The organism is Georgenia satyanarayanai (assembly GCF_900116375.1).
GTDB lineage: Bacteria > Actinomycetota > Actinomycetes > Actinomycetales > Actinomycetaceae > Oceanitalea > Oceanitalea nanhaiensis.
In genome coordinates, this window is record NZ_UETB01000005.1 from 160,800 (window position 1) to 182,217 (window position 21,418).

The window sequence follows — 21,418 nt, forward strand, 5'->3', positions numbered from 1 at the left end:
CGATTGTTCCAGATGTTCCTGGGAATCAGCCGACGAACGTCGTGAGCAGCAGGTAGCTGGCCGGTGCCGTCATGAGCAGGGAGTCGAGCCTGTCGAGGATTCCGCCGTGCCCGGGCAGGAGGGTGCCCATGTCCTTGAGTCCGAGATCACGCTTGAGGAGCGACTCGGACAGGTCCCCGACGGTGGCGGTGACGACGGCTCCGGCCCCGAGGACCAGGCCGACCCACCAGGGCGCGTCCAACGCGAGCAGCGCGAGCGCGACACCCACCGCGGTGGCGAGGACGAGGGAGCCGCCGGCCCCCTCCCACGACTTCTTCGGGCTGATCGACGGCGCCATCGGGTGGCGACCGACGAGGACACCGGCGACGTAGCCGCCGGTGTCGTTGGCGACGGCGCACAGCACGAGGGTGAGGACGAGCCAGGGCCCGCGGTCCTCGGTGAGGAGCAGGACGGCGAAACCGGCGAGGAAGGAGACGTAGGCGGAGGCGAGGATGCCGGCGCAGGCGTCGCGCACGGCGTCGGGGCCCCCGCCGTCGAGCACGCGCCACACGAGCACGCCGCCCGCGGTGAGGAAGAAGGCGACGAGCATCGCGCCCGGGCCGGCCGTGTACGCCGAGACGAGGATGCCCGCGTTGCCCACCCACAGCGGCAGGAGCGGGACGGCGACCCCGCGGGTGCCGACGGCGCGTGCGAACTCCCACAGCGCCCCGCTGGTGGCGAGCAGCGCGAGCACGACGAACGCCTCCTCGCGCACGAAGAGGCACAGGAGCAGCAGGCCGAGCAGTCCCAGGCCCACGGCGATCGCGGCGGGCAGGTTGCGTCCCGCCCGGCTCGCGGGCTTGGGCGGCGCCTGGGTCACGATGGCGCGCCGCGCACCCTCCTGGATCTCGCGGATCTGGCGGCGGGTGAGCGGCGGGTCACCGCCGGTGGTACTCACTCAGACCTCGAGGAGCTCTCGTTCCTTGCCGGCGAGCAGCTCGTCGACGGCGTCGACGCGCTTCTTCGTCAGCCCCTCGAGCTCCTTCTCGGCGCGGTCGACCTCGTCCTCGCCGGCCTCGCCGTCCTTCTTCATGCGGTCCAGCTCGTCCTTGGTCTTGCGACGGACGTTGCGGATGGAGATGCGCGCGTCCTCGGCCTTGGTCTTGGCGAGCTTGACGTAGTCGCGGCGGCGCTCCTCGGTGAGGGCCGGCAGCGCGACGCGGATGACGTTGCCGTCGTCGGTCGGGTTGACGCCGAGGTCGGACTCGCGCAGCGCCTTGATGATCGCGTTGGAGGCGCCGCGGTCGTAGGGCTGGATGAGGACGGTGCGCGCCTCGGGGATCGTCAGGGAGCCGAGCTGCTGCAGCGGCGTGGGCGCCCCGTAGTAGTCGACGAGGATCTTGGAGAACATCCCCGCGTTCGCCCTGCCGGTGCGGATGCCGGCGAAGTCCTCGCTGGCCACCTCGACAGCCTTGTCCATCTTCTCCTCGGCCTCGAGGAGGATCTCGTCGATCACCGTGTCTCCTTCATGTCGTCTCCTGCCGCGGAGGTGTCGCCACCGCCGTCGACCGTCACCAGTGTGCCGATCTTCTCACCCAGCAGCGCCCGCGTGACGTTACCGGGCGTGTTCATGCCGAACACACGCATCGTCAGGCCGTTGTCCATGCACAGGGAGAACGCGGCGGCGTCGACCACCCGCAGGCCCTGGCGCAGCGCGTCGCCGTAGGTGACGTGGTCCAGGCGCGTGGCCGTCGGGTCGATGTTCGGGTCTGCGGTGTACACGCCGTCGACGCCGTTCTTGCCGACGAGCACCTCGTCGCAGTGGGTCTCGAGCGCCCGCTGGGCGGAGACCGTGTCGGTGGAGAAGAAGGGCATGCCCGCGCCGGCGCCGAAGATGACGACGCGCCCCTTCTCCAGGTGCCGCACGGCGCGCAGCGGGATGTAGGGCTCGGCGACCTGGCCCATCGTGATGGCGGTCTGCACGCGGGTGCGCACGCCAGCCTGCTCGAGGAAGTCCTGGAGGGCGAGGGCGTTCATCACCGTCCCGAGCATGCCCATGTAGTCGGCGCGGGAGCGGTCCAGCCCCCGCTGGGAGAGGTCGGCGCCGCGGAAGAAGTTGCCGCCGCCGACGACGATGGCGATCTGCACGCCGGCGGCGTTGGCCTCGGCGATCTGCTTGGCCACGCCGGCCACGACGTCCGCGTCGAGACCGATGGAGCCGCCGCCGAAGACCTCACCGGACAGCTTGAGGAGCACACGGCGGGGCGAGGGCCCGCCCGTGGGCGTGTCGGACGAGACGTTCATGCAGACCTCCGGGAGATGGTGTGCGGGTGGCCCCGGCCCGTACGGGCCGGGGCCACCGGACGACGTGTGTCAGGCGCCGACGCGGAACCGGACGAAGCCGGTCAGCGTGCCGCCAGCACCCTCGACGACCTTGCCGACCGTGGTCTTGGGGTCACGGGCGTAGGCCTGGTCGAGGAGTACGGACTCCTTGAAGAAGCCGTTCATCCGGCCCTCGACGATCTTCGGCAGCGCCGCCTCGGGCTTGCCCTCGTTGCGGGAGGTCTCCTCGGCGATGCGACGCTCGTTGGCGACGACGTCCTCGGGAACCTCGTCACGGGTGAGGTACTGCGGGCTGTACGCCGCGATGTGCATCGCGACGTCCCGGGCGACCTCGGCACCGGCGGCGTCCGTGGCGACGAGCACGCCGACCTGCGGGGGCAGGTCCTTGGCGGTGCGGTGCAGGTAGTGCGCCACCTTGGTGCCGGAGAGGCGGGCCACGCGACGCACGACGAGCTTCTCGCCGAGGGTGGCGGCGTGCTCGTCGACGAGGGCGCCGACGGTGGTGTCACCGGTCGGAGCCGCGAGGAGGGCCTCGACGTCGGCCGCGCCGGAGGCGACGGCGGCCGCGAGGACCTTCTCGGCGAGGGTGATGAAGACCTGGTTCTTCGCGACGAAGTCCGTCTCGGAGTTGAGCTCGACCATGACACCGGTCTCGCCCTCGCCGTCGGCGACGACCTCGATGGCGACGAGGCCGTCGGAGGCCGCGCGGCCCTCACGCTTGGCCACGCCCTTCAGGCCCTTGACCCGGATGATCTCGATGGCCTTCTCGGCGTCGCCGTCGGCCTCGTCCAGCGCCTTCTTGACGTCCATCATCCCGGCGCCGGTCTTCTCGCGCAGCGCCTTGATGTCAGCGGCGGTGTAGTTCGCCATGTGTGTGTCTCCTCGGGAGTGTCGGGGATCAGGCCTGGCTGGCGGGGGGCTCGTCGGCCGCGGGGGCGTCGAGCGCGGGGGCGTTGTCGGCCACCTGCGTGGTGTCGGGGCTCTCGCCGGAGACGACGGGGGCGGTCTCCTCGCCGCCCTCGGCGGCGGCGGCGACCTGCTCGGCGTCGTTCGTCACGCCGGCAGCGTGCTGCGCGGCCTCGACGGACTCGTCGCCCTGCTCGGCGACGACGGGCGGGGCCTGCGTGCTCTGGTCCGCCTCGCCCGCAGCGAGGAGCTCGCGCTCCCACTCGGCGAGCGGCTCGGCCTCGGTCGGGGCGTTGCCCGAGCCGCCACCGTGGCGCGTGACGAGACCGTCAGCGGCGGCGTCGGCGACGACGCGGGTGAGGAGGCCGACGGCGCGGATGGCGTCGTCGTTGCCGGGGATGCCGTAGTCGACCTCGTCCGGGTCGCAGTTGGTGTCGAGGATGGCGACGACGGGGATGTTGAGCTTGCGCGCCTCGGCGACGGCGAGGTGCTCCTTCTTCGTGTCGACGATCCACACGGCGGAGGGCAGCTTGGCCATGTCGCGGATGCCGCCGAGGGTGCGCTCGAGCTTCTCCTTCTCGCGACGCATCATGAGCAGCTCCTTCTTCGTGTGGGACGAGCCCGCCACGTCGTCGAAGTCGATCTGCTCGAGCTCCTTCATGCGCTGAAGGCGCTTGTGCACGGTGGAGAAGTTCGTGAGCATGCCGCCCAGCCAGCGCTGGTTGACGTAGGGCATGCCGACGCGCGCGGCCTGCTCGGCCACGGCCTCCTGGGCCTGCTTCTTCGTGCCGACGAAGAGGATGCTGCCGCCGTGGGCGACGGTCTCCTTGACGAACTCGTACGCACGGTCGATGTCCGTCAGCGACTTCTGCAGGTCGATGATGTAGATGCCGTTGCGCTCGGTGAAGATGAAGCGCTTCATCTTGGGGTTCCAGCGACGGGTCTGGTGCCCGAAGTGGACGCCGCTCTCGAGGAGCTGGCGCATGGTGACGACGGCCATGGCTCGTCCTTTCCGGTGCGGGTGCTCCGCACGTCGCGCGGACAGGGCGCGGGCGTGCCGCTGCCTTGTCCGCTACTCGGTTCTCTCAGTGGTCGACCGGGTGGCCGCCACTCCTGGTGCTCACGACTGCCGGCACCCGCCTGGGCGGGACCGCGCCGGCTGCCTCGCGTCGCTGGGTCCGAAGGACTGCGAGCGCGACATGTGGGCACGCGATGTCAACCAGATCGCTCCGGCTGCGCCGCCAACTCTACCGCACGCCACCGCGGCTCCCGGCAGCGCAGGGACGAGAGCGTCGCCGTGTGACGCGCACGACCCCCCTCCCCCATCGCCGAGCGCTGACTTGTTACTCCCCCATCGCCGAGAGCTGACTTGTTACCGGTCCACCGGTCACCGCCGCGGACCCGCCGTCCCCAAAGGCCACCCGCCGGCCGGCGGGGGCCGGCGCGCTCGTCCCACTCTGGTTCCATGGGACTCAGCAGCGGTGCCGTGGCTGCGGCGGGCGTGCTCGCCGTCATCGGTGGCGCGCTCCTTCTGGCTCCGCAACCGGCGGCCTCACCCCCGGTCGTCGCGCCGAGCACTGCCGAGCCCGTCGGTCGGGTCCTCTACGAGTGGCCGACCGGGGATCCTGGCGAGGTCGTCCGCCCCTTCTCCGCGCCGCCGGAGCGCTGGGCCGCAGGTCACAGGGGCGTCGACCTCGCCCTCCCGGCAGGCGCAGGTGTCCGGGCTGCCGGCGACGGCGTCGTCGCCTTCGCCGGCCGGGTCGCCGGCCGCGGTGTCGTGTCCGTCGACCACGCGGACGGCCTCCGCACCACCTACGAGCCGGTCACGGCGACGACTCGACGCGGCGCTCAGGTGGCGGCGGGACAGGTGCTCGGCGTGCTCGAGCCGCTCGGGCACCACTGCTCGGACCAGCCGTGCCTGCACTGGGGCGCCCGGCGGGGCCCGGACGACTATGTCGACCCGCTCAGCCTCCTCGCCGAGGACGTCGTGATCCGGCTGCTTCCCCAGCACGGGTGAGGCACCGCGGCCGTCAGTAACAAGTCAGCTCTCGGCGATGGGGGCGGAGGAACAAGTCAGCTCTCGGCGATGGGGGGAGGAACAACTCAGCGCTCGGCGATGGGGGCGGAGGAACAAGTCAGCTCTCGGCGGGGAGGTGGAGGAACAAGTCAGCTCTCGGCGGGGAGGTGGTGGTTTCGAGAGGGGACGTCAGGCGCGGGGGTGGGCCTGGGTGTAGGCGGCGCGGAGACGCTCGGGGGTCACGTGGGTGTAGCGCTGGGTGGTGGCGAGGGAGGCGTGGCCGAGCACCTCCTGGACGGTGCGCAGGTCCGAGCCGCCGGCGAGAAGGTGGGTGGCAGCGCTGTGCCGCAGGCCGTGGGGCGCCATGTCCCGCACGCCGGCGAGCGCCGTCAGACCGTGCACCCGTTCGCGCACCGCCCGCACGCCCAGGCGGCCGCCGCGTGCGCCGAGGAACAGGGCCGGCGGCGACGTCGGCGTCACGAGCTCCGGGCGGCCACGCACCAACCACTCCCCCAGGGCGCGGTCGGCCGGGACCCCGAAGGGGACGACCCGCTCGGTGCCGCCCTTGCCGAGCACGCGCACGGTCCGCTCGCGGCGGTCGACGGCGGCGAGGTCGATGCCGACGAGCTCGGCGACGCGGACACCGGTCGCGTAGAGCATCTCGAGGACGGCCCAGTCCCGCAGGTGGGAGGGGTCGCCGTCGTCGGCCACCTGCGCGGCGAGGTCGAGCAGGACGGTCGCCTCGTCCACGGCGAGCACCTGCGGCACGCGCTTGTCCGCGCGCGGGCTCTGCAGACGGACGCCGACGTCCTCTGCCACGTGCCCCTGGCGTACCGCCCACGTGCAGAAGGTGCGCGCGGCCGCCGAGCGGCGCGCGAGCGTCGACCGCGAGCGCCCCTCACGGGCCTGTCCGGCCAGCCACGCGCGCAGGGCGGTGAGGTCGAGCCGGGTGAGGTCCACGGCTCCATCGTCGCCCTCGCGGAGCGTGTCGAGCAGGGAGCGGACGTCGGAGAGGTAGCCGCGCACGGTGTGCTCCGACAGCCCCCGCTGCAGGGCGAGGTGGCGCCCGAAGGCGTCGAGGAGCGCGGCGGAGTCGGGCACGCGCTCACCGTCGCGCGTCCCGGCGGTGAGGGCAAGCCTCACCGCCGGGCGCATCGTGGCTCAGCGGATGGAGCCGTGGGCGTCGATGACGTACTTCTTGGCGGCGCCCTTGTCGAACTCCTCGTACCCGCGAGGCGCCTCGTCGAGGCTGATGACCTCGGCGTTGACGGCCTTGGCGATGTGGATCCTGTCGTTGAGGATCGCCTGCATGAGGCCGCGGTGGTACGTCATCACCGGCGTCTGTCCCGTGACGAAGGTGAGTGCCTTCGCCCAGCCGGTCCCGAAGTCCATCGACAGGGCGCCGCGCTGGGCCGCCTCGTCGACGCCGCCCGGGTCACCGGTGACGTAGAGGCCGGGGATGCCGACCGACGCGCCCGCGGAGGTCACCCTCATCACGCTGTTGAGCACGGTCGCCGGGGCCTCCTTGCCACCGTGGCCCATCGCCTCGAAGCCGACGGCGTCGACGGCCGCGTCCACCTCGGGCACCTTGAGCAGGTCCTCGATCTGCTCGTGCGGCTCCCCCTTGCTGAGGTCGATCGTCTCGCACCCGAAGCTCCGGGCCTGGGCCAGCCGCTCGGTGTTGAAGTCACCGACGACGACGACGGCCGCGCCGAGCAGCTGCGCCGAGGCCGCGGCGGCGAGCCCGACAGGACCCGCTCCGGCGACGTAGACGGTCGAGCCCGTCCCGACCTTCGCGCTCACCGCGCCGTGGTAGCCGGTGGGCAGGATGTCGGAGAGCATCGTGAGGTCGAGGATCTTCTCCATCGCCTGGTCCTTGTCCGGGAAGACCAGGGCGTTCCAGTCCGCGTAGGGCACGAGGACGTACTCGGCCTGCCCGCCGACCCACCCGCCCATGTCGACGTAGCCGTAGGCGCTGCCGGGCCGGTCGGGGTTGACGTTCAGACAGATCTCGGTGCGCCGCTTCTTGCAGTTGACGCAGCGGCCGCAGGAGATGTTGAAGGGCACGGAGACGAGGTCGCCCTTCTTGACGAACTCCACGTCCCTGCCGACCTCGACGACCTCACCGGTGATCTCGTGGCCGAGGACGAGGTCGCTGGGGGCGGTGGTGCGGCCACGGACCATGTGCTGGTCGGAGCCACAGATGTTGGTGGCGACGGTCTTGAGGATGACACCGTGATGGACCTGGCGCCCCACGTTCGCCGGGTTGACGCCCGGTCCGTCCTGGAGCTCGAAGGTCGGGTACTCGGTGTCGATGACCTCGACCTTGCCGGGACCCTTGTAGGCGACTGCTCGGTTTCCTGCCATGTTCCTGCCCTCCCTGTGATCCGCCGGCCACGAACGCGTCGTCGCGCATGGGTCTCAGCGGCCGGTACGACGGCCTCGTCGTCCTGCCACGCTACCTCACTGTGACGTGGCTCACGCAGGGCCCCGGGAGCGGCGCCAGCCGGCGCCGCTGCGCTCGACGTGGCCGGTGAGCTCGAGCCGTCCGATGCCGGCTCGCACCTCCCGCTCGCTCAGCCCTGCAGCCCGCGCGAGGCTGCCCAGGCTTGCGGCCGACCGCGCCGGCAACGCGTCGAGCACCCGGGAGCCGAGGGGGTCGAGCCCGTCGAGCAGACCCGGCTGCACGGGCCGGTCCGGGGCGAGGTCCTCCCCGCTGGGGGCGAGCAGCTCGAGGACGTCGGCGGCATCGGTGACGCACACCGCGCCGTGGTCCCGCAGGAGGCGGTGGCAGCCGGCCGAGGCCATCGAGGTCACCGGACCCGGCACGGCGGCCACCGGGCGCAGGAGCTCCTCGGCGTGCTTGGCGGTGTTGAGGGCACCGGAGCGCCACCCCGCCTCGACGACGACGCACACCCGGCCGAGTGCGGCGATGAGCCGGTTGCGCTCGAGGAAGCGGTGGCGGCCGGGTGACGAGCCGGGCGCCGGCTCCGCCAGGACGACGCCCTCCTCCATGACGGCCTCGAGCAGGCGGGTGTTGCCGGCCGGGTAGAGACGGTCCACTCCCCCGGCGAGCACGGCCCACGTGAGGCCGTCGGCACTGAGGGCGCCTCGGTGGGCGGCCGCGTCGATCCCGTAGGCGCCGCCCGACACGACGACGACGCCCCGCTCGGCGAGCTCGATGGCCAGCTGGGCGGCAATCGTCTCCCCGTACCCGGTGCTTGCGCGCATCCCGACGATCGCCACGGCTGGTCGCGGCCGGTCCAGGCGCCCGTGGCCCCGCACCCAGAGGGCCGCCGGTGCTCGCTCCGCGAGGTCGGCGAGCGCGGCCGGCCACTCGGCGTCCCCCGGCAGGAGGAGACGACCGCCGACGGCGTCGAGCATGCTGAGCTCCCGGCGGATGTCGAGGTCCTCGAGGCGCGGGAGCCACCGGGCCACGGCCTTGTCCCACTCGAGGACGGTGACGCCGTCCTCCTGGAGGGTCCCGCCGGGTGGGACTGCTGGGCTCGACCGGCCCGAGCGCCGCACGTGACCGAGCCACTCGAGGGCAGCCCCGGCCCCGAGGCGGGCGCGCAGTGCACCGGCGACCGGGTCGCCGGGCTCGGCGACGCGCGTCCAGGCGGCCGCGGCGAGCCGCGGGTCGGTCGTGTCGAAGGGCAGGTCAGGCACCGGTGGCTCCTCGCAGGCTCATGGCGGTCCCGACGTCGTCGAGGTCGGGGTGGGGACGCCCGGCGAGGTCGGCGAGCGTCCAGGCGATCTTGAGCACGCGGTCCATCCCCCGCAGGCTCAGCCTCCCGGAGTCGAGCGCCCGCTCCAGCACGGCGCGCGGACGCGGCCCGAGGCCCTGCTCCGGGGCGCGCAGCCACCCGCCGGGGACCTCGGCGTTGCTCTGCCAGGGTGTGCCCGCCAGCCGTCGGCGCTGGACCTCACGGGCCGCGGAGACCCGCTCGGACACGACCTCGCTGCTCTCGCCCTGCTTGCCGAGCGCGGCCGAGGCACGGGTGACGGCCGGGACGACGATCTGCAGGTCGACGCGGTCGAGCAGGGGCCCGGAGAGCCGGGCGAGGTAGCGGCGCCGCTCGAGCGGCGTGCAGGTGCACGCCAGGCCCTTGCCCGTCCCCTTGCCGCACGGGCAGGGGTTGGCCGCGAGGACCAGCTGGAAGCGGGCGGGGTACCGAGCGGCGCCCCGGGCACGGTGGACGACGATCTCCCCCTGCTCGAGCGGCTGGCGCAGCGAGTCGAGGACCCGGCGCGCGAACTCGGGTGCCTCGTCGAGCAGCAGCACCCCGCGGTGGGCGCGGGAGGCGGCGCCGGGGCGCGGCACCCCGGACCCGCCCCCGACGATGGCCTGGGCGGTGGCCGTGTGGTGGGGGTCCTCGAAGGGCGGGCGTCGCAGCAGTCCCCCGCCGGCGTCGAAGGTGCCGGCCACCGAGTGGATCGCCGTCACCTCCAGGGCGTCGGCGTCCGCCAGGTCGGGCAGCAGCCCGGGCAGGCGCGCGGCGAGCATCGTCTTGCCCGCACCGGGCGGCCCGACCATGAGGAGGTGGTGACCTCCGGCGGCCGCGACCTCGAGCGCGAAGCGGGCCTCGTCCTGCCCGATGACCTCCGCGAGGTCCGGTGGTGTGCGGGCCCCGGGCGGGGCGGGCACCGGCAGCGCCTCGGGCACCGGTACCCCCACCTCCGCTCCGTAGTCCCGGGCGAGCTCGGCCAGGTGCTGGACGCCACGCACCCGCGCACCGGGGACCAGGCACGCCTCGGCGAGGTTCCCGGCGGGCACGACGACCTCCGGCCGGCCCGCCGCGACGGCGGCAGCCACCGCGGGCAGCACCCCGCGGACCGGGTGGACGCGGCCGTCCAGGCCGAGCTCACCGAGGTGGACCGCCCGTGCGGCCCGCTCGGCGCCGGGCAGGCCGTCCGCCCCCAGACACGCGACCGCGACGGCGAGGTCGAAGGCGGACCCCGCCTTGGGCAGCGAGGCCGGGGAGAGGTTGACGGTGCGCCGCCGCGCCTCCCACGGCAGCGCGCAGGACGTCACCGCCGCCCGCACACGTTCGCGCGCCTCGGACAGCGACGCGTCCGGCAGGCCGACGAGGATGAAGGCCGGCAGCCCGCTGGCGGCGTGCGCCTCGACCTGGACGAGGTGCCCCTCCACCCCCACCAGCGCGACCGACCACGTCCGGGCCAGCCCCACCTCAGCCCACCGCCCGCAGGTGCTCGACGAGCGCCGGGCGCCCGCGGCGGCCCAGCACCGCGACGACGTCGATGCGCACCTCCGCGGCACGCGTGCCGTGCTCGCTCAGCCACCGCCCGGCGAGCCGCCGCAGCCGCTCGAGCTTGGCCGGGCCCACGGCCTCGGCCGGGTGACCGAACCCGGTGCCGCTGCGGGTCTTGACCTCGACGAACGCGATGGCGTCGGACCGCGGGTCCCGGGCGACGATGTCGATCTCGCCCTCGCGGCAGCGCCAGTTGCGGTCGAGGATCTCGTAGCCGTCCTCGCGGAGCATCGCCGCGGCGATGCGCTCACCACGGGCACCGAGCTCGTCCTTCGCGGCCACGGGGCACCACCTCCGCGACCAGCGTCACCGACGCCGCCCACCTGCCGGCTGGGCACGCGCACCGGCGGTGCACGGGCTCAGCGCGAACCCGCACTGTGGGACAACCGCCTCAGGAGGGCAGGTTGAGCTCCGCCCGCGGCAGCTCCTCGACGTTGACGTCCTTGAAGGTCACCACCCGCACCGAGCGCACGAAGCGCGCGGAGCGGTAGACGTCCCACACCCACGCGTCCCCGAGGGTCAGCTCGAAGAACACCTCGCCGCCGGCCGAGCGCACCTGCAGGTCCACCTCGTTGGCGAGGTAGAAGCGGCGCTCGGTCTCCACGACGTAGGAGAAGAGCCCGACGACGTCCCGGTACTCGCGGTACAGGCCGAGCTCGAGATCGGCCTCGTAGTTCTCCAGGTCCTCAGCACTCACGTCCCCATCATGCCCCGGGACGGGCCGGTGCGGCACCGGCGGGCACCGGGACCGGCGTGGCCTCGGGCACAGCGGCCCCGTGAGCCGGGTCCTGCGCCGTCGGCAGGCGCCAGGACCGGCGGTGCAGCTCGGAGGGCCCCCGCTCGCGCAGGGCCGCGAGGTGCCCGGGGGCCGAGTACCCCTTGTTGGCCTCCCAGCCGTAGGCGGGGTGCCGCTCGGCGATGTCGACCATGATCGCGTCGCGCTCGCACTTGGCCAGCACGCTCGCCCCCGCGATGACGGCGCAGCGCAGGTCGCCCTTGACCTGGGTCCGCACGGGCGGGACGAGGACCGGCAGCTCGGGGTCGAGGCCGGCGAAGAGGTCGTCGGGCGGGGTGAGCCAGTCGTGGATGCCGTCGAGGACGACGACGTCGGGCACCAGACCCTGCCCGGCCAGGGTGGCCAGCGCCCGGGTCCCGGCGAGCCGGAGGGCGGCGATGATGCCGAGCGCGTCGATCTCGTCCGGCCCGGCGTGCCCGACGGCGCTGCCCACCGACCAGCGGCGCACCGGCTCGCACAGGGCCTCGCGGGCGGAGGCGCTGAGGAGCTTGGAGTCACGCAGCCCGCGGGGCAGGCGGCCGGTGCTCGCGTCCACGAGGCACACGCCCACGCTGACGGGGCCGGCGAGCGCGCCGCGCCCCACCTCGTCCATCCCGGCGACGAGCCGGTGGCCGGAGTCGAGCAGCTCACGCTCGAGCTGCCGGGTGGGTGGGCGGTTCACGGGCACGTGGCCATCGTAGGCACGGGCCCGCTCAGGGCTCGGGGACCTCGGCGAAGGTGTCGCCCGGGTTGCGCAGCACCGTCCAGCTGTCGAACGGCCACAGGATGAGGATCGCGGTCCCGACGACGTTGCGCATGGGCACGGCCCCGCCGCCCGGGTCGCCCTGGTGGGCGCGGGAGTCCTGGGAGTTGGAGCGGTTGTCGCCCATGAGCCACAGGTGGTTCTCCGGGACGGTGACGGAGAACTCCGTCTCGCTCGGCGCGACGCCCGGCTTGAGGTACGGCTCGTCGATCCCGACGCCGTTGACGGTGAGCCGACCGTCGGCGTCGCAGCACTCCACGGTGTCCCCGCCGAGGCCGATGATCCGCTTGATGAGGTGCTCACCGGCGTTCTGGGGCAGCAGGCCGACGAACGTGAGGACCTCCTCCACGCCGCGCTGCACCTGGTTGCGGGTGTCGGGCTGCGCATCGAGCCAGCCACCGGGGTCGACGAAGACGACGACGTCGCCGCGGCTCACGTCCAGCGGCCCGGGCGCGAGCTTGCTCACCAGCACCCGGTCCCCGACGGCGAAGGTGTCCTCCATCGAGCCGGAGGGGATGAAGAAGGCCTGGACGAGGAAGGTCTTGATGAGGACGGACAGGACGAGCGCGCTCACGACGACGATCGCGGTCTCCCGCAGCCAGCCGCCGCGGCGCCGGGCTGCCGGCCGGGCTGCCTCGCCCGGCTCGTCGGACCGGAGCTGGTCACGGTCGCGGCGCGTCGCGCTGGTCCGTGCGTCGTCGTCGTTCGTCACGGCCTGCGCACTCCTGTGTCTGGATATGACTTCTGCCCGGCTCGAGACGAGCCGGGCAGAAGCGATGGTACGTGCTCGCGAGTCAGCGCTTCTCGCGGATCTTGGCCTTCTTCCCCTGCAGACCGCGCATGTAGTACAGCTTGGCCCGGCGGACCGCGCCGCGGGAGACGACCTCGATCTTGTCGATCGACGGGGAGTGGATCGGGAAGGTGCGCTCGACACCGACGCCGAAGCTCACCTTGCGGACGATGAAGGTCTCGCGGACCCCGGCACCGGAGCGGGCCATGACGTATCCCTGGAAGACCTGGATACGGCTGCGGTTGCCCTCGACGACCTTGACGTGGACCTTGAGGGTGTCGCCTGCACGGAAGTCGGGGATGTCGTCGCGCAGCGATGCCGCGTCGACGTGGTCGAGGGTCTGCATGGTGGTGCCTTCCCGCTGGTGCCACAGGTCACCGGCGCTGTTCGTGGCAGCGGTCGCTGCCGACATCTCTGATGGTGGTCACGCCGCCCGGATGCGCCGGTCCCCTGAGGCAGACCGCGCGCCGTGAGCGCATGACCGGTCCATCTTGCCACAGCCCGTCAGGGCACCGAAACCGGTGTGCTCATCACCACGTCGTCGTTGGGCACCCCGCCGACGTCGTAGGTCCGCCGTCCGACGACGGCGAAGCCGCACCGCTCGTAGAAGCGTCGGGCCCGGCGGTTGGCGACGTTCGTCCCCAGCCACAGCTCCCGGGCCCCGTGCTGCGCGGCCGCGTCCGTGGCGGCGGCGACGAGCCGGGCGGCCAGTCCCCCGCCGTGGACGTCGGGGTGGACGTAGCACTTGCTCAGCTCGGCGACACCCGCACTCTCCTCCTGGCCCGGCGCCGGGGAGTCGAGGACCACCATCGTGTAGCCGAGCAGCGCTCCGGTGTCCTCGTCGGCGGCGACGTGCAGGAGGCGCCGCGGGTCGGTGAGGAAGCGGGCGAAGCTGTCGACGTCGAGCTGGGTCGCGACGTGGGCGGCGATCGCCTCGGCGCCGAGCGACGGCGGGCAGGCGAGGGGAAAGGTGACGGCGGCGAGCGCGGCCAGTGCGGCGACGTCGTCGGGGTCGGCGGGGCGCACCTGCGCGCGACGGGGGCCGGCCGGACCGACGTACCAGCCCAGGCCGGCGAGGACGCGCCGGTCCTCGCGGTCCAGCGCCTCGGGCGCGAGGCGCTCGAGGAGGTCGGGCCGTCGGGCGGCGGTGCGCTCGAGGGCGCGGTCGCGGCGCCAGCGGGTGACCTTGGCGTGGTGGCCGGAGGTGAGGACCTCGGGGACGGGCAGGTCCCGCCAGGCGGGCGGCTTGGTGTAGACGGGGTACTCGAGCAGCCCCGCGGCGCCGTGCGACTCCTCGACGAGGGACTCGGGGTTGCCGACCACGCCGGGCAGCAGCCGCGCCACGGCCTCGACGACGACGAGCGCCGCGACCTCGCCCCCGTTGAGGACGTAGTCGCCGATGGACACCTCGCGGACGGTGACGCCGGGCCGGGTGGCGTAGTGCTCGGCGACGCGGGCGTCGATGCCCTCGTAGCGGCCGCAGGCGAGGACGAGGCGGCGCGCGCCGGCCAGCTCCTCGGCGGTGCGCTGGGTGAAGACCTCCCCGGCCGGGCTCGGCACGAGCAGCACGGTCCCGTCACCGTCGGCGTCGTCCCCGAGGACGGTGTCCAGGGCCGTGCCCCACACGTCGGGCCGCATGACCATGCCCGCTCCCCCGCCGAAGGGGGTGTCGTCGACGGTGCGGTGCCGGTCGGTGGTCCAGGCGCGCAGGTCGTGGACGGCGAGGTCGAGCAGGCCGGACTGCCGGGCCTTGCCGACGAGCGAGAGCTCGAGGGGGGCGAGGTAGTCGGGGAAGATCGTCAGGACGTCGATGCGCACGTCAGTCCTCGTCGTCGTCGCCGGCGAGCAGCCCGCGCGGCGGGTCGAGGACCACGCGCCGGCCGGGGACGTCGACGACCGGGACGATCTCGGCGACGAAGGGCACGAGCGTGCGCTGGCCGCCGGTCTCGGTGAGGACGAGGAGGTCCTGGGCGGGCAGGTACTCGATCCCGGCGACCGTCCCCAGGTGCCGGCCCTCGGTGTCCTCCACCGGCAGCCCGACGAGCTCGTGGGGGTACCAGGCGTCCTCCTCGGCGCCCTCCTCGGGCGCGGCGAGCAGGAGCGTGCCGCGCAGCGCCTCCGCGGCGGTGCGGTCGGGTGCCTCCTCGAAGCGCACGTACCACGAGCCCTGCCGCTCGCTGCTGGCGGCCACGGTGAGGGGGCCGCGCTCGGGCGGGTCGGTGGCGAGCACCGCCCCGGGCGTCAGGCGACCGGCCGGGTCGTCGGTCCGGACCTCCAGGCGCACCAGGCCGTGCAGGCCGTTGGGTGCGCCGATGCGGGCGACCACCAGCTCCATCTAGCTCTCCTCGGGTAGAACGAGCGCGAGCCCTGGCTCACCGGTGGTGAACCAGGGCTCGCGCCGGTGGTCAGCGGTCGGTGTCGACGACGTCGACGCGGACCGGGCCGCGCGTGGACAGCGCGGAGACGACGGTGCGCAGGGCACGCGCCGTGCGCCCCTGCCGGCCGATGACGCGGCCGAGGTCGTCGGGGTGCACCCGGACCTCGAGCAGCTCACCGCGGCGCAGCGAACGGGAGGTGACGGTGACGTCGTCGGGGTTGTCGACGACGCCACGCACCAGGTGCTCGAGGGCGTCAGCCAGCATTGGTCTCGTCGGCGGGCTCCTCGGCGGGCGCGTCCGCAGGCGCCTTCTCCTCGGTGGTCGCGGCGGCGGCCTCGGAGGCCTTGGCCTTGCGCTTCTCGGCGTCGTCCTCGGCCGCCTTGACCGCGGCGGCGCGCGCCTCGGCGGCCTCCTCGGCGCTGACGCCCTTGACGCGCAGGGTGCCCTCGGCGCCCGGCAGGCCCTTGAACTTCTGCCAGTCACCGGTGACCTTGAGGAGCGCGGCGACCTGCTCGGTGGGCTGGGCGCCCACGGAGAGCCAGTACTGCGCACGCTCGGAGTCGATGTCGATGAGCGAGGGCTCCTCGGTCGGGTGGTACTTGCCGATCTCCTCGATCGCCCGACCATCACGCTTCTTGCGACCGTCCATGACGACGACGCGGTAGTACGGCGCGCGGATCTTGCCCATGCGCTTGAGACGGATCTTGACTGCCACTGTGGTGGTCACTCCTGGTTCATGTGGGGTGGGCCGACGCGTGTCCCCGGTGGGTTTCGGGGACGTGCTTGGCCCTGGACGCGGCTCCGACGGGTGAGAGGGGCCCACCGGTCCGAGTACAGCGGGTCATTCTGCCAGACCGGCGGGCCCATTCCCAAGCGTGCTGCCCCGAAGGGCGCGTGGGGCGTTCGTCACGCCCAGCGGAAGACCTTCGCGGCGACGGGGTAGCCGACGACGCTCCAGGCGGCCAGCACCGCGAGCTCGCGCCACGGCAGGTCCCCACTGAACCATGCCGTGGTCATCGCCTCGCTCGCCGCACCGAGCGGGGTGAACGTCGCGACGGTCGCGAGGGTGTCGGGCATCTGGGAGATCGGCAGCCACAGGCCGGCGAAGAACAGGAGCGGGAAGTACAGGAGCATCCCGATCCCCGAGGCGGTCGACGCCTTGGGCGCCAGCCCGCCCACGACGAGGCCGATCGCGAACAGCGCGAGGGTTGCCAGGAGGAAGGCGGCAAGGACGAGGAGCGGGCTCTCGGGCAGCGGGATCCCCAGCGTGGCCATCCCGCCCACGAGGGCGAGGACGACGGCGACGGCGAGCGCCGCCCCGCTCACCGCGACGTGGGAGACGAGGACGGACTTGGGCCGCATCGGCGTCGTCGACAGGCGCCGGAAGATGCCCTGCTCCCGGTAGCCGGCCACGGTGGCGGGCAGCGTGGTCAGGGAGACGGTTGCGATCGCGGTGGCGAGGACGACCGGCCCCCACAGGTGGATGAGGGTGACGCCCTCGAGGCCGGGGACGCCCTCCACCTCCGTCCGCATCCCGGGGATGGCGTGGCCCATGCCGAGGAGCAGCACGGCCGGGAAGGCGAGGGCGAAGAAGACGCCTCCGGGGTCGCGGAGGAAGAGCCGGCCCTCGGTCCTCACGAGGGTGGTGAGGCCGCGGCGGCCCGAGGGCGCACGGGTGGCGGTGGTGGCGGTGGCGCTCATGCGGGGACTCCTTCCGTGCTGGGTGAGCCGGTCACCTCGAGGAAGACGTCCTCTAGGGTGCGGCGGACGGTGGTGATGTCGTCGGGGACGACGTCGTGGCGGGCGAGCTCGAGGACGACGGCGGGAAGCACCCGGCGCGTGCCCGTCACCTCGACCTCGCGGCCGTGGGCGACGACGTCGGTGACCTCGGGCAGGTCCCGCAGCAGCGCCGGGTCGAGCACCTCGGGCGTCGTCATGCGGAAGCTGCGCTGGTCTGCGCTGCCCGCCGCGAGCTCGGCCGGCGTGCCGTCGGCGACGACCCGACCGCCGTCGATGACGACGACACGGTCGCTCAGGTGCTCCGCCTCGTCCATGAAGTGGGTGACGAGGAGGATGGTGACGCCGCGCCGTCGGACACCGTCGATGAGGGCCCAGGTCTCGCGCCGGGCCTGGGGGTCCAGGCCGGTGGTGAGCTCGTCGAGGATGGCGATGCGCGGGTTGCCGACGAGGGCCAGCGCGATCGACAGGCGCTGCTGCAGGCCCCCGGAGAGGCGGTCGAAGCGCTTGTCGCGGTGCTCGGTGAGCCCGAGCAGCGCGAGGAGCTCCTGCCCGTCGGCGGGCTCGGCGTAGAAGGAGGCGTACAGCTCGATGGCCTCGGCCACGGTGATCTTCGGCGGCAGCTTGGCCTCCTGCAGCTGGATGCCCACGTGCTCACGGATGAGCTCGGGGTGGCGCTGCGGGTCGACGCCGAGGACACGGACCTCGCCGCCGTCGGCGGTGCGCAGGCCGGCGACGGTCTCGACCGTCGTCGTCTTGCCGGCGCCGTTGCGGCCGAGGACGGCGACGATCTCGCCGGGGTGGACGTCGAAGCTGACGTCGGCGACGGCGACCTTGTCGCCGTAGGTCTTGCGGAGGTGGCGGACCTCGATGACGGGTTCCATCTCATGACTCCGTTCGGGCGATCGGGACACGGCGGACGAGCAGGGCGAAGGCGAGTGCGGCCGCGAGGACGAGCACAGCGCCCACGAGGTAGCCGCTCCAGCCCGGCGCGTCGAAGGGGACGAAGGGGGCCTCCGTCCAGCTCGTCATGAACATGACGGCGAGGATCGGCGAGATGGTGAGCGGCAGCGCGAGGGTGCCCCACCAGCCGCCGAGCCGGTAGTAGGTGATGCCGACGAGGAGTCCGGTGAGGGTGCCGGAGAGCCCGAGGAGGGCGTGGTCGACGAGGAGCGTCCCGAGCCCCGACTCCCACACGCCCGCGGTGTACTCCTCCCCCGGCTCCGCGTCGTGCTGCCACCCCATGCGGTCGTAGAGCATCCCCTCGAGGAGGAGGAGCCCCGCGGCGGTCACGGCGTGGAGCAGTGAGCTGCTCACCGCGGCGACGAGCCCGCCGGTGAGGAACGAGCGACGGGTCATGCCGTTGGCGACGTGCGCGGTGAGGTACGTCGTCGCGACGATGACGGCGATCGAGAAGAGGAACCACACGAGCGGGCCGTTGCGGACGAACTGGACGACCGACACGTTGACGGTGCCGACCCGGTCGACGACGGCGATGGCGACGGCAGCGCCGACGACGACGACCGCCCACAGCCACACCCACATGAGCAGGTAGACCTGCAGGTGGTGGACCGCCGAGCGGACCCACTGCGGGCGGCTGACGCTCACGCTGCCGCGCAGGCGCGGGGCTGAGGTGCCGGTGATCATCGGCGGGCCTCCTTCTCGGTGAGGGCGATGAACAGGTCCTCGATCGGGACGGCACCGAGCTCGAGGGAGGCGGCGCGGAAGCGGCCGAGCGTGGCGTCGTCGATCCGGCCGAGCACGGTGACCCGCTTGGTGGGTCCGAGCACCTGCTCGCCGAGCACGCGCAGGCCGGCCGTGGCGGCGTCGACGTCGGCGGCCAGGCCGGTCACCGTGACGCCGTGGCTGCGCAGGGTCTCGGCCTCCTCGGCGAGCAGCACCGTGCCGCCGTCGAGGACGACGACGTTCTCGAAGAGCCGCTCGACCTCCCCGATGAGGTGGCTGGAGAGGATGATCGTGCGCGGGTGCTCGACGTAGTCGGCGATGAGGAGGTCGTAGAAGCGGCGGCGTGACGGGGCGTCCATGCCGAGGTAGACCTCGTCGAACATCGTCACCGGCGCGCGGGAGGCGAGCCCGATGACGGCACCGAAGGCGGAGCGCTGGCCGCGGGAGAGCTTGCCCGGCTTCTTGCGCGGGTCGAGCCCGAAGGCGTCGAGGAGCTCCTCGGCGTAGGCCTGGTCCCAGGTGGGCCGGGCGGAGGCGACGAGCTCGAGGCTGGCCTTGAGCTTCTCCTCGCTCAGCACGTCCCCGCTCTCGCGGATGAGGCAGACGCTCTCCATGAGGCGCTCGTCCTCGAAGGGGTCGCGACCGTCGACACGGACGGTGCCGCTCGTCGGGCGCCGCAGGGAGGCGATCGTCGAGAGCATGCTCGTCTTGCCCGAGCCGTTGCGGCCGAGGAGCCCGGTGATGCTGTCCGCCGGGAAGCGGACGGTGGCGGAGTCGACGGCGCGGGTGTCGCGGTAGTCGACCGTGAGCCCGGTGAGCTCGACGTCGAGGCCGCTCATGCTCCGGCTCCCTTCTGCTGGATGTAGCGGACGAGGTCGTCGGGGCTGATGCCCAGCACCCGGGCCTCGTCGAGCACCTGGTCGAGGTGGTCGGTGAAGAAGGCGCCGCGGCGGTGCTCGCGCAGCCGCTCCCGGGCGCCGTCGGCGACGAACATGCCCACTCCTCGCTGCTTGTAGATGACGCCCTCGTCGACCAGCTGCGCGAAGGCCTTGGCCGCGGTGGCGGGGTTGATGCGGTAGGTCGTGGCGTACTGGGTGGTGCTCATGACCTGGTCCCCCTCGGCCAGCGCGCCGTCGAGGACCTGGCGACGCAGGTGCTCGGCGATCTGCACGTAGATCGGCTCCGGTCCGTCGAACATCTCCCACCTCCCTCGCCTCACTGGTTCATTACTCCACTAATGAACCACGGAAGTAGGCGCGCGTCAAGGCCTCGCGGGCACGTGCCGGCCGCGGGAGGCTGGGTCAGGCGGGGAGGACGTTGTGGTTGAGCCGGAAGAGGTTCTCCGGGTCGTAGCGCCGCTTGAGCCCGGCGAGGCGGGCGAGGGTGTCGTCGCCGTAGACGGCCCGTGCGCCCCGGTCGCCGGGCTCGCTGCCCATGAAGTTGACGTACAGGCCACCGGTGGAGGCCGGCGCCATGTCCTGCGCGAACGCGCGCACCCACGCGGTGCGGGCGCCGTCGAGGGCCGGGTCGGTCCACGCGCCGTAGACGTTGAGCCAGAACCGGGCACCACGCGCGGGGAACGGCGTGGCGTCCGCCGGGACGCGGGCGAACGCCCCGCCCATGTGGTGGATGTCGATGCCCGTCCCGGCCCAGCGCTGCTCGCCCGCGCGCCGCAGGAGCACCTCGGTCACGTCGTCGTCGAGGCGGTCGAAGGACGTGTTGCGCCAGTACCCGCGGCGGTCCCGGCCCCCGAGGACGTCGAAGGCGGACTGCCAGGCCACCCAGTCGGCCTCGGGCGACTCCTCGTCCGGCGGCGCGGCGGCGCGCAGCTCGGACACGAGCCGCTCTCCCGTGGCGCCGTCGTCGGGGTCGGCCCACACCGAGGCGAGGACCAGGAGCGGCTCGTCCCCGGCCCCGAGCTCCGGCGGCGGCACGAGGAAGGTCGCGATCGACTGCATCGCGTCGGGCAGCTCCCGCGTCCACTCCTCCCACGCGCGCAGCGCCTGGGGCCACCGCGGCTCGCCGTAGACGAGCTCGACCGCCACCAGCGGTGCGGGCAGGGGTCGGGCGCGGTAGGTGAAGCTCGTGACGACGCCGAAGTTGCCGCCTCCGCCGCGCAACCCCCACAGGAGGTCCGTGTGCTCCGTCCCGCTCGCCGTCACCCGCTCACCCGACGCCGTGACGACGGTGGCGGCGAGGAGGTTGTCGGCCGTCAGGCCGTAGGCACGGGTGAGCCACCCGACCCCGCCGCCGAGGGTGAGGCCCCCGACACCGGTCTGCGACACCACGCCGAGCGGCACGACAAGACCGTGTGGTGTGGTGGCGCGGTCGACGTCGGCGAGCCGGGCCCCACCACCGGCCCGGACGGTGGCGGCCTCCGGCTCCACCTCCACCCGGTCGAGGGCGGCGAGGTCGATGACGATGCCGGCGTCCACGGTGCCGTACCCGGCGACGCCGTGCCCACCACCGCGCACGGCGAGCGGGAGCCCGTGGTCACGGGCGTAGCCGACCACGGTGACGACGTCCTCCTCGTCCGCGACCCGGACCACCGCGAGCGGGAACCTGTCGATGATCCCGTTCCACACGCGACGGGCCTCGTCGTAGCCCTCGTCATCGGCCCCCAGCACGGCGCCGGAGACGCGGGCGCGGAGATCGGGCACCGGGTCCTGGGCAGCGACGGTCGCGGCGTCCATGAGAGCCTCCGTTGGTCCGCGCGGCCCACCGGCCGTGCGACCGCGCACCTGGCCGGAACGGTACTCCTGCTGGATGCG

General features: G+C 73.3%; 25 protein-coding genes. 1 reads left to right on the top strand and 24 read right to left on the bottom strand.

What is annotated here, in order from left to right; all coding sequences use genetic code 11:
- Nucleotides 1–25: 25 nt before the first annotated feature.
- The 5 genes from DSZ44_RS09275 to rpsB all read right to left on the bottom strand — a co-directional run bounded on the left by DSZ44_RS09275 (nucleotide 26) and on the right by rpsB (nucleotide 4,228).
- Nucleotides 26–937 carry a phosphatidate cytidylyltransferase gene (locus tag DSZ44_RS09275; protein WP_309146708.1) on the bottom strand — a complete coding sequence of 304 codons (912 nt, stop codon included), beginning with the start codon at nucleotides 935–937 and terminating at the stop codon, nucleotides 26–28.
- Nucleotides 938–1,495, bottom strand: coding sequence for a ribosome recycling factor (gene frr, locus DSZ44_RS09280; protein WP_110852334.1), 558 nt, complete (start codon nucleotides 1,493–1,495; stop codon nucleotides 938–940).
- The gene (pyrH, locus tag DSZ44_RS09285; protein ID WP_110852335.1) at nucleotides 1,492–2,283 is read right to left on the bottom strand and encodes a UMP kinase; all 792 of its coding nucleotides are present in this window, start codon (nucleotides 2,281–2,283) and stop codon (nucleotides 1,492–1,494) included. Before pyrH ends, frr begins: the two co-directional genes overlap by 4 nt.
- Before the next feature lie 69 nt (nucleotides 2,284–2,352).
- The gene (tsf, locus tag DSZ44_RS09290) at nucleotides 2,353–3,192 is read right to left on the bottom strand and encodes a translation elongation factor Ts (RefSeq protein WP_110852336.1); all 840 of its coding nucleotides are present in this window, start codon (nucleotides 3,190–3,192) and stop codon (nucleotides 2,353–2,355) included.
- A 28-nt stretch (nucleotides 3,193–3,220) separates the two neighbouring features.
- Nucleotides 3,221–4,228 carry a 30S ribosomal protein S2 gene (rpsB, locus tag DSZ44_RS09295; RefSeq protein WP_110852337.1) on the bottom strand — a complete coding sequence of 336 codons (1,008 nt, stop codon included), beginning with the start codon at nucleotides 4,226–4,228 and terminating at the stop codon, nucleotides 3,221–3,223.
- Between the two features lie 465 nt (nucleotides 4,229–4,693).
- On the opposite strand from rpsB, the gene DSZ44_RS09300 reads away from it, so the two are divergent.
- Nucleotides 4,694–5,245, top strand: a complete 552-nt coding sequence (locus DSZ44_RS09300) for a M23 family metallopeptidase (RefSeq protein ID WP_110852338.1) — start codon at nucleotides 4,694–4,696, stop codon at nucleotides 5,243–5,245.
- Nucleotides 5,246–5,434: 189 nt separating this feature from the next.
- On the opposite strand, the gene DSZ44_RS09305 is transcribed toward DSZ44_RS09300, so the two are convergent.
- From DSZ44_RS09305 to DSZ44_RS09395, 19 genes are all read right to left on the bottom strand, one after another.
- On the bottom strand, nucleotides 5,435–6,388 hold the full coding sequence (locus DSZ44_RS09305; RefSeq protein WP_258369369.1) for a tyrosine recombinase XerC: 954 nt from the start codon (nucleotides 6,386–6,388) through the stop codon (nucleotides 5,435–5,437).
- Between the two features lie 18 nt (nucleotides 6,389–6,406).
- The gene (gene fdhA / locus DSZ44_RS09310; RefSeq protein ID WP_110852340.1) at nucleotides 6,407–7,612 is read right to left on the bottom strand and encodes a formaldehyde dehydrogenase, glutathione-independent; all 1,206 of its coding nucleotides are present in this window, start codon (nucleotides 7,610–7,612) and stop codon (nucleotides 6,407–6,409) included.
- Nucleotides 7,613–7,723: 111 nt separating this feature from the next.
- Nucleotides 7,724–8,914 (bottom strand): DNA-processing protein DprA, encoded by a 1,191-nt coding sequence (gene dprA / locus DSZ44_RS09315; RefSeq protein ID WP_110852341.1) that lies wholly within the window; start codon nucleotides 8,912–8,914, stop codon nucleotides 7,724–7,726.
- A complete protein-coding gene (locus DSZ44_RS09320) occupies nucleotides 8,907–10,436 on the bottom strand; it encodes a YifB family Mg chelatase-like AAA ATPase (RefSeq protein WP_110852342.1) in 1,530 nt (509 codons plus the stop codon). The genes dprA and DSZ44_RS09320 overlap by 8 nt, the downstream gene beginning before the upstream one ends.
- 1 nt (nucleotide 10,437) lies before the next feature.
- Entirely contained in the window at nucleotides 10,438–10,800 is a 363-nt protein-coding gene (locus DSZ44_RS09325; RefSeq protein ID WP_110852343.1) for a YraN family protein, read from the bottom strand.
- A 109-nt stretch (nucleotides 10,801–10,909) separates the two neighbouring features.
- Nucleotides 10,910–11,215, bottom strand: coding sequence for a DUF2469 domain-containing protein (locus DSZ44_RS09330; protein WP_110852344.1), 306 nt, complete (start codon nucleotides 11,213–11,215; stop codon nucleotides 10,910–10,912).
- 7 nt (nucleotides 11,216–11,222) lie between these two features.
- A complete protein-coding gene (gene rnhB, locus DSZ44_RS18780) occupies nucleotides 11,223–11,981 on the bottom strand; it encodes a ribonuclease HII (protein WP_110852345.1) in 759 nt (252 codons plus the stop codon).
- A 25-nt stretch (nucleotides 11,982–12,006) separates the two neighbouring features.
- Nucleotides 12,007–12,768, bottom strand: coding sequence for a signal peptidase I (lepB, locus tag DSZ44_RS18785; protein ID WP_110852346.1), 762 nt, complete (start codon nucleotides 12,766–12,768; stop codon nucleotides 12,007–12,009).
- 82 nt (nucleotides 12,769–12,850) lie between these two features.
- Nucleotides 12,851–13,192 carry a 50S ribosomal protein L19 gene (rplS, locus tag DSZ44_RS09345; protein WP_110852401.1) on the bottom strand — a complete coding sequence of 114 codons (342 nt, stop codon included), beginning with the start codon at nucleotides 13,190–13,192 and terminating at the stop codon, nucleotides 12,851–12,853.
- Nucleotides 13,193–13,350: 158 nt separating this feature from the next.
- Nucleotides 13,351–14,664 carry a tRNA (guanosine(37)-N1)-methyltransferase TrmD gene (gene trmD / locus DSZ44_RS19020; protein WP_110852347.1) on the bottom strand — a complete coding sequence of 438 codons (1,314 nt, stop codon included), beginning with the start codon at nucleotides 14,662–14,664 and terminating at the stop codon, nucleotides 13,351–13,353.
- Between the two features lies 1 nt (nucleotide 14,665).
- A complete protein-coding gene (gene rimM / locus DSZ44_RS09355; protein WP_110852348.1) occupies nucleotides 14,666–15,181 on the bottom strand; it encodes a ribosome maturation factor RimM in 516 nt (171 codons plus the stop codon).
- Between the two features lie 70 nt (nucleotides 15,182–15,251).
- Complete coding sequence (locus DSZ44_RS09360) at nucleotides 15,252–15,488, bottom strand: RNA-binding protein (protein WP_110852349.1); 237 nt, start codon at nucleotides 15,486–15,488, stop codon at nucleotides 15,252–15,254.
- Complete coding sequence (gene rpsP, locus DSZ44_RS09365) at nucleotides 15,478–15,939, bottom strand: 30S ribosomal protein S16 (protein ID WP_110852350.1); 462 nt, start codon at nucleotides 15,937–15,939, stop codon at nucleotides 15,478–15,480. The genes DSZ44_RS09360 and rpsP overlap by 11 nt, the downstream gene beginning before the upstream one ends.
- A gap of 191 nt (nucleotides 15,940–16,130) precedes the next feature.
- The gene (locus DSZ44_RS09370) at nucleotides 16,131–16,925 is read right to left on the bottom strand and encodes an ABC transporter permease (protein WP_110852351.1); all 795 of its coding nucleotides are present in this window, start codon (nucleotides 16,923–16,925) and stop codon (nucleotides 16,131–16,133) included.
- Nucleotides 16,922–17,845 carry an ABC transporter ATP-binding protein gene (locus DSZ44_RS09375; protein ID WP_110852352.1) on the bottom strand — a complete coding sequence of 308 codons (924 nt, stop codon included), beginning with the start codon at nucleotides 17,843–17,845 and terminating at the stop codon, nucleotides 16,922–16,924. Before DSZ44_RS09375 ends, DSZ44_RS09370 begins: the two co-directional genes overlap by 4 nt.
- A gap of 1 nt (nucleotide 17,846) precedes the next feature.
- Nucleotides 17,847–18,608 (bottom strand): hypothetical protein, encoded by a 762-nt coding sequence (locus DSZ44_RS09380; protein ID WP_110852353.1) that lies wholly within the window; start codon nucleotides 18,606–18,608, stop codon nucleotides 17,847–17,849.
- Nucleotides 18,605–19,486 (bottom strand): ATP-binding cassette domain-containing protein, encoded by an 882-nt coding sequence (locus DSZ44_RS09385; RefSeq protein ID WP_110852354.1) that lies wholly within the window; start codon nucleotides 19,484–19,486, stop codon nucleotides 18,605–18,607. The genes DSZ44_RS09380 and DSZ44_RS09385 overlap by 4 nt, the downstream gene beginning before the upstream one ends.
- Nucleotides 19,483–19,845 carry a GntR family transcriptional regulator gene (locus tag DSZ44_RS09390; RefSeq protein ID WP_110852355.1) on the bottom strand — a complete coding sequence of 121 codons (363 nt, stop codon included), beginning with the start codon at nucleotides 19,843–19,845 and terminating at the stop codon, nucleotides 19,483–19,485. The genes DSZ44_RS09385 and DSZ44_RS09390 overlap by 4 nt, the downstream gene beginning before the upstream one ends.
- 103 nt (nucleotides 19,846–19,948) lie before the next feature.
- Nucleotides 19,949–21,340: an FAD-binding oxidoreductase gene (locus DSZ44_RS09395; protein WP_110852356.1), complete on the bottom strand. Its 1,392-nt coding sequence runs from the start codon at nucleotides 21,338–21,340 to the stop codon at nucleotides 19,949–19,951.
- Nucleotides 21,341–21,418 lie beyond the last annotated feature (78 nt).

Coding starts and splice junctions, on each gene's coding strand:
- DSZ44_RS09370 (WP_110852351.1), bottom strand. CDS start 16,925: ATGAGCGCCACCGCCACCACCGCCACCCGTGCGCCCTCGGGCCGCCGC.
- tsf (WP_110852336.1), bottom strand. CDS start 3,192: ATGGCGAACTACACCGCCGCTGACATCAAGGCGCTGCGCGAGAAGACC.
- rpsB (WP_110852337.1), bottom strand. CDS start 4,228: ATGGCCGTCGTCACCATGCGCCAGCTCCTCGAGAGCGGCGTCCACTTC.
- rimM (WP_110852348.1), bottom strand. CDS start 15,181: ATGGAGCTGGTGGTCGCCCGCATCGGCGCACCCAACGGCCTGCACGGC.
- DSZ44_RS09360 (WP_110852349.1), bottom strand. CDS start 15,488: ATGCTGGCTGACGCCCTCGAGCACCTGGTGCGTGGCGTCGTCGACAAC.
- pyrH (WP_110852335.1), bottom strand. CDS start 2,283: ATGAACGTCTCGTCCGACACGCCCACGGGCGGGCCCTCGCCCCGCCGT.
- DSZ44_RS09385 (WP_110852354.1), bottom strand. CDS start 19,486: ATGAGCGGCCTCGACGTCGAGCTCACCGGGCTCACGGTCGACTACCGC.
- fdhA (WP_110852340.1), bottom strand. CDS start 7,612: ATGGCAGGAAACCGAGCAGTCGCCTACAAGGGTCCCGGCAAGGTCGAG.
- DSZ44_RS09380 (WP_110852353.1), bottom strand. CDS start 18,608: ATGATCACCGGCACCTCAGCCCCGCGCCTGCGCGGCAGCGTGAGCGTC.
- rplS (WP_110852401.1), bottom strand. CDS start 13,192: ATGCAGACCCTCGACCACGTCGACGCGGCATCGCTGCGCGACGACATC.
- DSZ44_RS09395 (WP_110852356.1), bottom strand. CDS start 21,340: ATGGACGCCGCGACCGTCGCTGCCCAGGACCCGGTGCCCGATCTCCGC.
- DSZ44_RS09300 (WP_110852338.1), top strand. CDS start 4,694: ATGGGACTCAGCAGCGGTGCCGTGGCTGCGGCGGGCGTGCTCGCCGTC.
- DSZ44_RS09390 (WP_110852355.1), bottom strand. CDS start 19,845: ATGTTCGACGGACCGGAGCCGATCTACGTGCAGATCGCCGAGCACCTG.
- DSZ44_RS09375 (WP_110852352.1), bottom strand. CDS start 17,845: ATGGAACCCGTCATCGAGGTCCGCCACCTCCGCAAGACCTACGGCGAC.